Below are 13,202 nucleotides of genomic sequence, written 5' to 3'. Positions count from 1 at the left end.
AACTAGAGGAGGAAATAAATGTTCAAATTATTTAAACGATTGAATAGAAAAGAATATGCAATGATTGGCACAAGTTTGATTTTCATTATCCTACAAGTTTGGTTAGAGTTGGAAATTCCTAGCTATATGTCTACCATCACTGAAAAATTGGAACAACAGGGAACTACGATCAATCAAATTTTGCAACCAGGGATGATGATGATCTTATTCTCAATTTTAAGTGCCATAGCTTCTATTATAGTTGGTTATTTTGCGGCACATGTGGCTGCAGGATTTACAGCTCGATTGCGAAAAGATGTTTTTAATCAAGTGATGGATTATTCAACTCAGGATATCAAGAAATTTTCTGTATCAAGTCTTTTAACAAGATCAACTAATGATTTGACCCAACTACAACAATTTATTGCTATGGGATTGCAAGTTATCATTAAGGCTCCCATCACAGCTGTTTGGGCTATTACCAAAATTGCTAATAAGGGTTGGCAATGGACCACTGCTACTGCTGTAGCAGTAGTCATTTTGATAGTTATGTTAACTTTTATACTTCTAATGGTTCAACCAAAGTTCAAAATGGTTCAGAGTTTAACGGATCGTTTGAACTTAGTAACACGTGAAAATTTATCAGGTATTAGAGTTGTTCATGCTTATAATGCTGAAGATTATCAAAATAATAAATTTGATAAAGCAAATAAGGATTTAACCGATACTAATTTATTTGCTAATCGGGTTTTGGCTTTGATGAATCCAGGAATGAGTTTTATTTCTAGTGCTTTAACATTGGCGGTTTATGCTATAGGAGCCGTTATTATTAATCAGGCCACGACTGGAACAGCCAGATTAACTTTATTTAGTAATATGATTGTTTTCTCTTCGTATGCTATGCAGGTTATTCTAGGTTTCTTATTACTTTCGATTATTTTCATTTTACTACCACGTGTAACAGTATCTGTGTCTAGAATTAACGAAGTTTTGGATGTAAATCCATCTATTAAAATGAAAACAGAAACATTAAAGAAAGTGGATGAAGAGGGAACCTTGGAATTTAAGAATGTTGATTTCAGATATCCTGGTGCAGAAGCAGACGCCGTTCATAATTTGAGTTTTAAAGCTAAACAGGGTCAAACGATTGCTTTTATTGGCTCGACTGGTAGTGGTAAGTCAACTGCTATGAATTTAATACCCAGACTTTATGACACAACTAAAGGTGAGGTTTTGGTAGATGGAATTGATGTAAGAAATTATTCAACTAGCGATTTGAATAATAAATTAGGCTATATACCTCAAAAAGCAGTGTTATTCAGTGGTTCGATTCGTTCGAATATTGATTTTGGCTCGACAGATAATTCTGAAAAATCTGATAAAGACCTCTATCAAGCTTTAGATGTTGCTCAGTCAAGAGATTTTGTTGAACAAAAGGATCAACAGCTTGATTCCAAAGTAGCTCAACATGGTGATAATTTTTCTGGTGGTCAAAAACAGCGGTTAGCCATCGCTAGGGCCATTGCTAGGAAACCAGAGATTCTCTTATTCGATGATTCATTCTCTGCCTTAGATTATGAAACTGATAAGAAATTGAGAACGGCTTTGAAAGAGAATGCTGAAAAAACTACAAAAGTTATCATTGCTCAGAGAATCAGTACCATAATGGATGCCGATCAAATCATCGTCTTAGATAATGGGAAAGTTGTTGGGCAAGGTACACATACCGAGTTACTAAAGAATAATGAAGTTTATCAAGAAATTGCTTATTCACAATTATCGAAGGAGGAACTGGCTGAATGAAGGTATTAGACGGAATTAAGAAATACGGCTCAGAATATTTTGTGCCATTAATAATAGCCGTCATTTTTGCAATGGCGGGTAGTATTTTAACCATTATTGGTCCTAATCAATTGAGTAAAATTACAGATTTGATTACAAAAGGATTAATTGGCAATATCAATTTGACTAAAGTTATGCAAATTGTAACGATGCTTTCAATTATCTATATTGTGGCTGCTGTTTTGTCTTATGGACAAGGCTTCATTATGGCAACTATCACACAGAAGTTCACTCAAAAACTACGGACTAAAATTACTGAAAAAATCAATAATCTACCATTGCAGTATTTTGATACTCATAACGAAGGCGATACTTTAAGTAGAGTAACTAATGATTTGGATACAGTTGGACAATCCTTGAATCAAAGTTTAGGTATCTTAGTATCAGCAATAACTTTGTTAATTGGTAGTATAGTCATGATGTTTACTACTAATTCTACTTTGGGTATAACAGCTGTACTTTCGGTACTATTTGGATTTGTTTTAACAATATTCTTGATTGGTAGATCTCAGAAGTATTTTAACAATCAACAGAATAAATTGGCAGATGTTTCAAGCTATTTGGAAGAAATATATTCTGGACATGATGTGGTAAAAACCTATAACTATACCAATCAAGCTAAAGTCGAATTTGAAGAGTTGAATGATGATCTGCAAGAAAATGTTTGGAAATCTCAATTTCTTTCAGGAATCATGCAACCACTAATGAATTTTATTGGAAATTTTGGTTATGTAATGGTCAGTGTGGTAGGAGCTATTTTGGTTCTTAATGGTCATATTACAATTGGTGTGATTGTTGCCTTTATGATCTATGTCAGATTATTTACACAACCACTATCGCAAATCACCCAAGCTTTTGCCAGTTTGCAATCAGCACAAGCCGCTATGAAAAGAGTCTTTGGTTTTTTGAATGAAGATGAGGTTGTTGATGATCAGAATAAAAAGGAGGGTATTTCAGGTACTAAAGGTAATGTAGAGTTTGATAACGTAGAATTTGGTTATCTACCTGGTCAAAAAATCATTAAAAATTTCTCACTCAAGGCACAAGCTGGTCAAAAAGTTGCTATTGTAGGACCTACTGGCTCTGGTAAGACTACCACCGTTAATCTATTAATGAGATTCTACGACATAAATAGTGGGAAGATTATGATTGATGGCGTTGATATTAAAGATATGAAACGTTCTGAGGTTAGAAATCAATTTGATATGGTTCTACAAGAGGCCTGGCTATTTGAGGATACTGTTAGAAATAACTTAGTTTATAATCAAGCCAATGTAACTGATGAACAAATAAAATCTGCTACCAAGGCTGTTGGTTTGGATCACTTTATTGAAACCTTGCCAAAGGGATACGATACTATATTAGATGATTCAGTAAGTCTGTCAGTTGGGCAAAAACAACTTTTGACAATTGCTCGGGCTTTGATTAGAAATGCTCCTATGCTGATTTTGGATGAAGCAACCAGTTCAGTTGATACCAGAACAGAAGAACAAATTCAAAAAGCAATGGACGTGTTAATGACGAATAGAACCTCATTTGTCATCGCCCATCGTCTTTCAACTATTAAAAATGCTGATTTGATTTTGGTTGTTAAAGATGGTGAAATAATTGAACGTGGAACTCATGATGAATTGATGTTAGCTAATGGTTTTTATAGCAATATGTATAATAGTCAATTTACTAAGTAATAAAATACATTTTGAATAAAATCCCATTTAGCGATCATTTTAAATGATTGTTAAATGGGATTTTTTTTATAATTTTAAAAAATTTGATTAGAAGATGAATGCTTGTCTGACAATAGTTTATAATGATGGTAAGCGTTTTTTTTGATTTTTTTAAATTTTCAATAGATTGACAGTTGTCTAAACATGCTATAAACTTACGGCGTTAACAAGACTTAATTATTAATTATAATGAGGAGCATTAACTTAAATGAAGGAATGGCAAAAAGAAACTGTGTATCAAATCTATCCACGAAGTTTTCAAGATTCCAATGGAGATGGTATTGGTGATATTAATGGTATCATTTCCCGTTTGGATTATTTAAAAAAACTTGGAATTGGTTTGATCTGGTTGACGCCAATGTATCGTTCACCAGGGAATGATAATGGTTATGATATAGCTGATTATTATCAGATTGACCCAGTTTTTGGAACGATGGATGATTTTGAAAGATTATTAAATGAGGCACATAAGCGTGGAATTAAGATTATCATGGATATGGTTTTGAATCATACTTCAAATGAGAATCAATGGTTTCAAGAAGCTTTAAAGAGTAAAAACAATCCCTATCATGATTTCTATATTTGGCGTGATCCTGTTGATGGCCATGAACCCAATAATTGGGTTTCAAAGTTTAGTGGTAGTGCTTGGAAATACGTTCCTGAATTGAATCAATATTACTTACACTTATATGATGTGACAATGCCTGATTTGAATTGGCGAAATGAAAAGTTACGAAATAAGATTTTTGAAATGCTGAAATTTTGGGCAACAAAAGGAATTGATGGCTTCCGTCTGGATGTTATCAATAATATTTCTAAAGATAAAAATTTACCTAATGATACTTTTGAAACACCACTAGATGATGGTCGTAATTTTTATACCAATGGCCCACATGTTCATGAGTATATTCATGAAATGTATGAAAAGGTCTTTGGTCCTAATAATTTTGTGACAGTTGGTGAGTTATCATCTACGCCAGTTTCAGAGGCAGTTAAGTACACTAATCCTCAACGTGAGGAACTATCAATGGCGTTCACTTTTCATCATGTGAAGGTGGACTATACAGGTGGTAATAAGTGGACATTAGGTCATTATAAATTAACCGATTTAACAAAGATTTTAAGTGACTGGCAAGTTAAAATGAATCATCAAGGGGGATGGAATGCTCTCTTTTGGAATAATCATGATCAACCACGTGCTATCTCTAGGTTTACAAATGATAATGAATATCGGAATGAGTCCGCCAAGTTATTAGCAATGGTTGAGTTTGGTTTGCAAGGAACTCCTTATATTTACCAAGGAGATGAAATTGCGATGAAGAATGCCTATTTTAATGATATTAGCCAGTATAAGGATCATGAATCAATCAATGCCTATAATGAATTGATTGATAATGGTGTGGAAAAAGAACATGCCATCAAAATCTTACAACAAAAATCACGGGAAAATTCGCGGTTACCAATGCAATGGAATTCTAGTAAATATTATGGATTTACAACTGGTCAGCCGTGGTTGAAACCAGTTCATCATGATGATTATTCAGTTGAAAAGGTTTTAAAGATGAAAAATAATGTTTTTGATTTTTATAAAGCATTGATTTTTCTACGTAAAAATAAAGCATTATTAACTGATGGAAAATATAAATTGCTTGATTCTAAGGATAATAGCGTTTACAGCTATGAAAGATACGATGATAAGGGTAAAATTTTGGTAATGGCTAATTTTACTGACAAGAAACAAACGCGGACTGTTAGGAATGGTTTTGATTTACTGTTGGGGAATTATCAAGATATTAAGCTTGATAATGGTTCAGTAACTTTAAGACCTTACGAATCTGTGATGTTAGAGAATAAATAAATGTTAGAGGGACATTTATCAGCCGTTATTAAAAAGTAAATTTATTGTTCTAGGACACTGATTGAGGAGAAAAAATGCCAAAGAATTTATATTCAGATATATATCATATTTTAAAGGGAGAGATAGATAGCAATGTCTATCCTCCTAAAACGATTTTACCTGGTGAAGAGGATCTGTCAGAACGCTTTAGTGTGACCAGAAATACAATTCGCCGTGCTTTGAAGAAATTACAATCTGACGGTTTAGTTTACACTGTTAAAGGTCGTGGAGTTGTAGTTTTGGAGCCAATTATTGATAATCGAGTTGTTTTTTCTGCAACCAATAGTTTGGGGTTTCAAGATTTGATGAGTTATCCCCAAAATAAATTTATTAAGAATTTGACGACAAAAGTTTTAGAGTTTAAAGAAGTAGAAATTAATGAAGAACTATCAAAGACGACATCTTTTACGGTCGGTGATATGGCTTATTATATTGAGCGTTTACGGATGGTGAATGGAAAAGCCATGGTCATTGATATTAGTTATTTTAGAAAAGATGCTCTGCCTGAATTAACTATTTCCAATGCTGAGGATTCTATTTATCAATATATTCGTGATGAAGGTTTGTTCAAAATAGCTGCTGCTCGTTCAGTCGCAACTGTTGAAACGGTCACTGAAAAAGAATCTGAATTGTTGGAACTAAAAGAAGCGAATTGTGTAGGTGTCTTGAAAAAGTACGTCTATACTGATTTGGGCAACTTATTTGAATGTACTGAGATGAAGTATGTGCCAAATCATTTCTCTTTAGTAGGGTTTGAATCATATTAAGATAATTTAAATTAACTAAAAGAATAGGCTGTATCGATCCTTTATAATTAAGGATCGATACAGCCTATTTGTGCTTTTTAAAATTTAATAATTTGGTTGAATGCGAATAGATCAGGTATGAAGTGTGATTCGCTATATTCAAACAACTTTCCATTGTCGTTAAAAGTAAAAGTAACCATATTACCGATACAGTTACTAAAACCTAAATTAAGATACTTATAATCAATTTCTTGAGCATGTTCGAGGTTTAAATAACGTTTGACGATGGAAATTTTCATATTTAAATCATTTTGAACATATGAATAAATCGATCTTTTGGCAATTTCTGCGGTTAATTTGGGGACAAGTTGAGCGTTTAAATAGTTAATATCTAAGACAACATTTCTTTTATTAACGTGTCGGATTCTTTTAATAACATAAAGGGGAAGTCCCTTTTTAAATGAAGTCAGTTTGCTTAATTTGTCGTCAGTAATGACCATTTTAAAATCTGCGATACTGGTTATACGGCTAATTTCTTCAGCGTGGTCCGACATTTGTAAAGTATTGACTTTATCTAAGCTTAATTTAATGTTAGAAGGATCAGGAGTTCGCTCGAGAATTACAACTCCTTTACCCTTAACGCTATAAACCAATCCTTCATCAGATAGCTCTTTGATGGATTTTCTGATAGCATAACGACTAGCATCGAATTCTTTAATTAACAAATCTTCAGTTGGCAAGCGCATTTTTTTGTCATATTTACCAGTAATAATACGATTTCTAAGTGTTTTATATATATCCTTGTTGATAACCTTTTCTGCCATTTTTAACGCTCCAATTTAATAATTAAATTTATATTATTAATAATATATTATATAGAAAATTATTGAAACCGAATAAATAGGAATTGAGACAATAAAAAGTCAAATCAATTTCTTTCTGATTAATTGTTCTTTAATATACTTGGATATTAATTGACCACCAATTTGTGAGAAGTGAACATGATCGCCACAGTCAAATTTTGAATGTAAATGGTTCCCATTGCTGACAAAGGAAGCCAAATCAATTGTATTGGAAAACTTTAATAGATTAGAGTTTATTTCCAAACGTAGTTCTTCCTTAGTGTCGTTCCAAGCCCCATTTCCTTTCGCTGGAGTAATGGTCATCGGAATAAAAATGATGTCGAGTAAATCGCATTTAGTCTTTAAATTGAGAACCGCCTGTGTGATAGCACCTGCTGAAGGTAATTCTAATAACGGTGTATTTTCTGTTCCAGGATGGATTAAGTCATTAATTCCCTCCATAAAAAGAACAATATTTGGGCGATAATTTACTAACATGTGATCAAAGCGTGTGTATCCTGCTTCTCCAAAGCTATTTGACCATTGTGAGTCACTGTGTCCTTGATGCAATAAACGATTACCAGATATGCCGTAGTTGGCCGTCATAATATTAAAATTAGATTCCAAGTCCAAAGCAAGTGGAGCGGTAAAATTTCCTTGATTAGTTAAAGAGTCACCGAAAAAAGCCATTCTTTTATATGAATTAGGTGACTTGATTTGAATACCGGAAACACCAAAGAAATATTTAGGGGATTCAGATATTGAATCAGGGGTCTGAATTAAATCATTAGAAATAGTTAGACCAGCTGAGTGAATAATCTTTGTTGGAGATTCAATATTGATTGATAAAAAACTCTTTGCTGGTAAGTTAAAATTTATCCAATCAGACCATTGAGTCAGTCGAGAATTAACTTTGAATTTAGCTTGATTATTTAAGGTTACGGTTTGCTTATTAAAAGAATCAGTATAAATAGTCATATTTGAAATTTCTAAAGGAATATCGTCATATAAATTATTTAATTGAAAGCGAATGTCTTTTGCAGGTAAAGGTTGAAATATTTTCAGATGTTGTTCATGGTTATTAATATTATCGAGATTAGAGTAATTAGTAAAATTGTGTTTCCAAGTAATGATATTCTCCATTATAAGACTCCTTATAGAGAGTATTTATTAAATATATAATATCATGTTTAAACATAAGCTGGAGGCTGATTTTAGAAAAAACCCTGAAATTCATGTTCGAATTTCAGGGTTCGGATAATTAATTTGTAGCATTTGGTTTAGCTGAAAGTGTCCAGGTGATAACAGAATTCATATTTTTAGCTGATTTTTTACTATTGTCAGAGGTACCAGGGATTGTCAAACTAGCAGAATCAGGGGTATTAAAATTAGCTTTTACCATTCCAGCATTATAGCTGCCCTTAGATAGATCGATAACTGTACCAGTTGTTGCTGCATCGCTACCGTTGACACTCTTGATAGTTGTTGAATTTGTCTTCAGATCAGTAGCAGAACTAGAAATGTTTTCATTATCAGAATTTAACAAAGGAATAGAACCCAATTTAAGAATAGCTGGTAATGAGCTAGCGCCGTCGGCTGTCGTTAACTGTCCCATTGTAGCCGTTAGTGAAAATCCAGGCATCGTGCTAGAGAAATTCCGAGAATCGATGATTTCTAGAAGACCAGTGTCGTTACCATCTATACCAACACTATTGGGATGAGTAGCATTGTCAAATCCAGTAACATCAGCGGTATTATTTTTTAATTTAGCAGTTGTACCTTGCATCATAGTACCGAAGTTAAAATCGGGTACGGCCTCAAGAGTTAGTATTCCTGAAAGGACTGTAACATTTACCTCAGATGTCTTAGAATCAGCAACCTTGGATGCTGACGTGGTACTTGTTGAGTCACCCGTAGTATCTGCGGATGTGTCATTGGCACTATATGTAATAGCGGTGTTATTTTGTACTTGAATCGCATCAGCGGCTTTAGCAGTAGTCAAGGGGATCAGGGACAGACTAATGCTAGTTAAAACTAACAAACGAGCAATATCTTTTAACAATTTCATCAGCTGTCCCCCTAACTATAAATTTATAGGTCTACTCAGACCTGCTCCATATTCAAAGTTTAGCAAAATTAGGCGGACAGTTTGTATCGTAATTCATAAATGTTTTTTATCTAAAGTGAAATGAAGTTAAATAATTTATTAATAAAAAATTTATGATTGATATCTTGGTGGTTTATTAACAGTATAAGAAAAATCAAATTTTTATTTAAGGATTGTAGTTAGTAACTTTTATCATTCTAGGACAAAAGAATTGTATTTGTTCAAAATATTTGATATTGTACATTTCTAAGATAATAAGTTTGTGAAGCTATTAAAGTAGTTACTAGCATTGATTTCCTGACAAAAATAAAAGGTTAGGTATTGATATGGCCCGTAAGGCTAAGATAGAAAGAGAAAAGAAACTACAACGAACAGTTGAAAAATATGCTCAATTACGTCAACAGTTAAAAACTGAACATAATTATACAGAATTGAGTAAGCTACCTCGAGATGCGTCACTAGTGAGATTACATTCACGAGATAAAATTGATGGTCGCCCACATGCTTATTTACGTAAATTTGGGATGTCGCGGTTGAATTTTCGTCAATTGGCCCATGAGGGTAAAATCCCTGGTGTCAGAAAAGCTAGTTGGTAATAATTAAATATAAAAATAGATTCCTTTTTGAGGAATCTATTTTTTTACTTCTTAAAATAAAAGCAATATGAACTTATTATATTAGTTGTTTTTATTATTGATCTTAAATAAATATTATGTCATTTCATATAATGTAAGCGTCTTATCTTACAAAAACGTCACATGAGACTAACACTTTGGTAATTGTAATAATCAATTATTTACTTTTAATTTCAATCGCATAATAATAAGATACGGTAATCGATAAGTAACATTAATAAATCATTTTGGAAACTTAAAATGAGATATACAGTGATGAGAATTAAAATAAAATTCAATTTATCGCTTTTTATATGTTTAAACACATATCGACAAACCCCATGTAACCGTTGGCATTGGTCAAAAAGAACGAAATATTTTTACACAATATGTCAATTAGTATTGTTGATTTTTTACTATAATGTTTATACAGGTTATATAGAAAAATCAATATTCATTTATTTTATTTCATTTTGCGGTTTGACACTGTTTATTTTGAATGGTTATATAGTTTCCGCATAAGCAAACTCTTTTGGTGAGGTGTTAATTATGAAAAATAGTCTCCTTGTTTTTTTAAAGAAACCGGTCACAGTTTTTATTATTAAAACAATTGTATTTTTCGCTATTTTCTTAGTGCTCTTATATATATATGGTTATAACGGCGTTGGAAGTGCCAAATTCATTTACAACGATTTCTAGCAGGAAGAAGGGAATATCTTATGAATAAAATCATCGAAAAGATTACTACAACAGCATTACAATCGCCTGATAAGATTTGTTACAAAAATGGTACAGAGACACATACATATCAGGAATTACTACAAAAATCTGATCGAGTAGCAAGTTTTTTACAAGAAAAATTTTTGCCTGCTAAGAGTCCATTAATAATTTTTGGTGGACAACAATTCGAGATGTTAGTGATGTTTCTAGGAGCAATCAAGGCTGGTCATCCTTATATTCCAGTCGATGACGGTTCAGATCCATCACGAGTTATTCAAATTAACAGTGTTGCTAAACCAGCTTTGATTTTAAATTGGAGCGATATTACTGATTTTGGTGTTGATACTCCTCAAATAACAAAAGAAGAAATAGAAAATATTATTACATCTGATAATAATATTTACGATAGCAATCGTAGCGTTGGTCCAGACGATAATTTCTATATAATCTTTACATCCGGCACCACTGGTACACCTAAGGGTGTTCAAATCAGTACTAATAATATCTTGGATTTTGTTCAATGGACGAATAAAGAGTTTAATTATACGAATGAAACAAATATCTTATTACAGGCACCATTCTCATTCGATTTGTCAGTTTTCGATATTTATCCGGGATTGATGGATGGAGTTACATTGAATGTTGTAGATAAAGATACAACTAAAAACTTTGGTAAATTACAAGAAGCTATCGTTAATTCAGATTTTAATACATGGGTTTCAACACCTTCGTTCTTTGAAATGTGTTTGTTATTCGGAGGGTTCGATGAAGAGCACATGCCACAATTGAATAAATTTATTTTCTGTGGTGAGGAATTGACACATGCCACGGCTCAAAAATTGCTTAAGAAGTTCCCACATGCTGAGCTTTATAACACTTATGGTCCAACGGAAAATACTGTTGCTATCACATCAATTTTAATTGATCAAGCAGTCTTGGATAAGTTTGATCGTTTACCAATAGGATATTTAAAATCAAATATGGATCATAAGATCATTGGTTCAGTGGATGAGAAAACAGGCCGTTTGACTGGTGAATTACTTGTCAGTGGACCGGATGTTTCTAAAGGTTATCTAAATAATCCAACACAAACTGCAAAGGCTTTTGAGGAAATTGATGGGAAAATCTTTTATCACACTGGCGATATGATCAGTGAGAATGAAGATGGATTGTTGTTTTATCATGGTAGAACTGACTTCCAAATTAAAATGCATGGTTACAGAATTGAGTTGGAAGAAGTTGATTCAATGTTAGGTAATTTGGATCAAGTTAAACAATCATGTACTGTTCCGCTTTATAATAATAAGAAACAAGTATCAAAAATGATTGCTTGTATCGTGCTTGAAGACGAGTTTAACGAAGATGATGAAAAGAAACTTGCTAGTGATATTAAAGGTTCATTAAGAGAGACGACAATGGAATATATGATTCCGAATGTATTGAAGTTTGTAGAGCAATTGCCAATTAGTAAAAATGGCAAAATTGATAGAAAGACTTTAATAGGCGAGATAAATGCATAACATCACACCTTATAGTAGTCCACACTACTTTATATATTTATTACTACTCTTATTGCCAATTATTATTGGCCTATGGTTTGGTAAAAGATTTAAAGTCTATGACTTCTTTGCAACCGTCGTTATCTTAATCACAGCTTTCTTTGGTGGCAATATGTCACAAGGTATCTCGTTAATTGCCTATGTGATTTTTGAAATGATTACAGTTTTCGGGTACTTGTCTTATCGTAAAAAGCACAATAGTTTTTGGATTTTTTCACTCTTTGTTTTCTTGGCAATCATACCGTTAATTTTTGTTAAGTTAGATCCGTTAATTAAAAATCCTACAATTTCATTATTTGCTTTTATGGGAATTAGTTATTTAACCTTTAAATCGGTCGAAATAATTATGGAAATGCGTGATGGGGTTATTAAGGAAATTAAACCATTTGAATTTATGAGATTTCTTCTATTTTTCCCAACCATTACATCAGGACCAATTGATAGATTTAGACGTTTTCAAAAGGATGTTCTAAATGTTCCTAGTCGAGAAGAATATGTAGAACTTTTACACAGTGGTGTTAATAAGCTGATGCAAGGTTTACTTTACAAATTCATTATTGGATATTTCTTTGGAACATTGTTGTTACCTAAGGTAACAATTCTAGCCATGTCATATCGAAATCAGGCTCCATTAGGATTATCATGGTATGTTTTGGCATATATGTATGTTTATAGTATGTATTTGTTCTTCGATTTTGCGGGATATTCTCTTTTTGCGGTAGCAATTAGTAATTTCATGGGTGTAAAGACGCCAATGAACTTTAATGCACCATTTAAATCAAAGAACATTAAAGATTTTTGGAACAGATGGCACATGACATTGTCATTCTGGTTCCGTGATTTTATCTATATGCGTTTGACCTTCACCATCATCAAACACAAATGGATTAAAAATCGTGTTGCAATCGCCAATGTCAGTTATTTCGCATTATTTCTAATTATGGGAATCTGGCATGGTGAGACATGGTATTACATTGTTTATGGTATTTTCCATGCTCTGGCAATGATTACCAATGATGCTTGGTTAAGATTCAAGAGAAAACATCGCAAACAGATTCCAAGCAATAAATTTACACAAGCTTTTGCAATCTTTTTAACATTTAATATTGTATGTTTCAGTTTCTTAATCTTTTCAGGCTTTTTAGATAAATTATGGTTTAGTTAGGAGA

11 protein-coding genes are annotated in these 13,202 nt (G+C 32.6%); 8 read left to right on the top strand and 3 right to left on the bottom strand.

Annotated elements, in window-relative coordinates; genetic code table 11:
- Positions 1 to 18 precede the first annotated feature (18 nt).
- The 4 genes from CBP76_RS11345 (at position 19) to CBP76_RS11330 (ending at position 6,212) form a co-directional block, all read left to right on the top strand.
- Complete coding sequence (locus CBP76_RS11345; RefSeq protein ID WP_102196971.1) at positions 19 to 1,782, top strand: ABC transporter ATP-binding protein; 1,764 nt, start codon at positions 19 to 21, stop codon at positions 1,780 to 1,782.
- Positions 1,779 to 3,509: an ABC transporter ATP-binding protein gene (locus CBP76_RS11340; RefSeq protein WP_102196970.1), complete on the top strand. Its 1,731-nt coding sequence runs from the start codon at positions 1,779 to 1,781 to the stop codon at positions 3,507 to 3,509. Before CBP76_RS11345 ends, CBP76_RS11340 begins: the two co-directional genes overlap by 4 nt.
- Before the next feature lie 247 nt (positions 3,510 to 3,756).
- Positions 3,757 to 5,406: an alpha,alpha-phosphotrehalase gene (locus CBP76_RS11335; RefSeq protein WP_102196969.1), complete on the top strand. Its 1,650-nt coding sequence runs from the start codon at positions 3,757 to 3,759 to the stop codon at positions 5,404 to 5,406.
- Between the two features lie 74 nt (positions 5,407 to 5,480).
- On the top strand, positions 5,481 to 6,212 hold the full coding sequence (locus CBP76_RS11330; protein WP_102196968.1) for a GntR family transcriptional regulator: 732 nt from the start codon (positions 5,481 to 5,483) through the stop codon (positions 6,210 to 6,212).
- A 77-nt stretch (positions 6,213 to 6,289) separates the two neighbouring features.
- Here the strand turns inward: CBP76_RS11330 and CBP76_RS11325 are convergent, their stop codons facing one another.
- From CBP76_RS11325 to CBP76_RS11315, 3 genes are all read right to left on the bottom strand, one after another.
- A complete protein-coding gene (locus tag CBP76_RS11325) occupies positions 6,290 to 7,015 on the bottom strand; it encodes a GntR family transcriptional regulator (protein ID WP_102196967.1) in 726 nt (241 codons plus the stop codon).
- 99 nt (positions 7,016 to 7,114) lie between these two features.
- Entirely contained in the window at positions 7,115 to 8,176 is a 1,062-nt protein-coding gene (locus tag CBP76_RS11320) for an SGNH/GDSL hydrolase family protein (protein ID WP_102196966.1), read from the bottom strand.
- Positions 8,177 to 8,294: 118 nt separating this feature from the next.
- Positions 8,295 to 9,101: a WxL domain-containing protein gene (locus CBP76_RS11315; RefSeq protein WP_102196965.1), complete on the bottom strand. Its 807-nt coding sequence runs from the start codon at positions 9,099 to 9,101 to the stop codon at positions 8,295 to 8,297.
- A gap of 365 nt (positions 9,102 to 9,466) precedes the next feature.
- On the opposite strand from CBP76_RS11315, the gene rpsN reads away from it, so the two are divergent.
- From rpsN to dltB, 4 genes are all read left to right on the top strand, one after another.
- Entirely contained in the window at positions 9,467 to 9,736 is a 270-nt protein-coding gene (gene rpsN, locus CBP76_RS11310) for a 30S ribosomal protein S14 (protein WP_102196964.1), read from the top strand.
- Between the two features lie 567 nt (positions 9,737 to 10,303).
- On the top strand, positions 10,304 to 10,453 hold the full coding sequence (locus CBP76_RS11305; RefSeq protein WP_102196963.1) for a teichoic acid D-Ala incorporation-associated protein DltX: 150 nt from the start codon (positions 10,304 to 10,306) through the stop codon (positions 10,451 to 10,453).
- A 20-nt stretch (positions 10,454 to 10,473) separates the two neighbouring features.
- Positions 10,474 to 11,994 (top strand): D-alanine--poly(phosphoribitol) ligase subunit DltA, encoded by a 1,521-nt coding sequence (gene dltA / locus CBP76_RS11300; RefSeq protein WP_102196962.1) that lies wholly within the window; start codon positions 10,474 to 10,476, stop codon positions 11,992 to 11,994.
- Positions 11,987 to 13,198 (top strand): D-alanyl-lipoteichoic acid biosynthesis protein DltB, encoded by a 1,212-nt coding sequence (gene dltB / locus CBP76_RS11295; RefSeq protein ID WP_102196961.1) that lies wholly within the window; start codon positions 11,987 to 11,989, stop codon positions 13,196 to 13,198. The genes dltA and dltB overlap by 8 nt, the downstream gene beginning before the upstream one ends.
- Positions 13,199 to 13,202 lie beyond the last annotated feature (4 nt).

This window comes from Companilactobacillus nuruki, from assembly GCF_002872255.1.
GTDB lineage: Bacteria > Bacillota > Bacilli > Lactobacillales > Lactobacillaceae > Companilactobacillus > Companilactobacillus nuruki.
The sequence above is the reverse complement of the archived record's forward strand: the minus strand, read 5'-3'. Positions and strand labels throughout refer to the sequence as shown.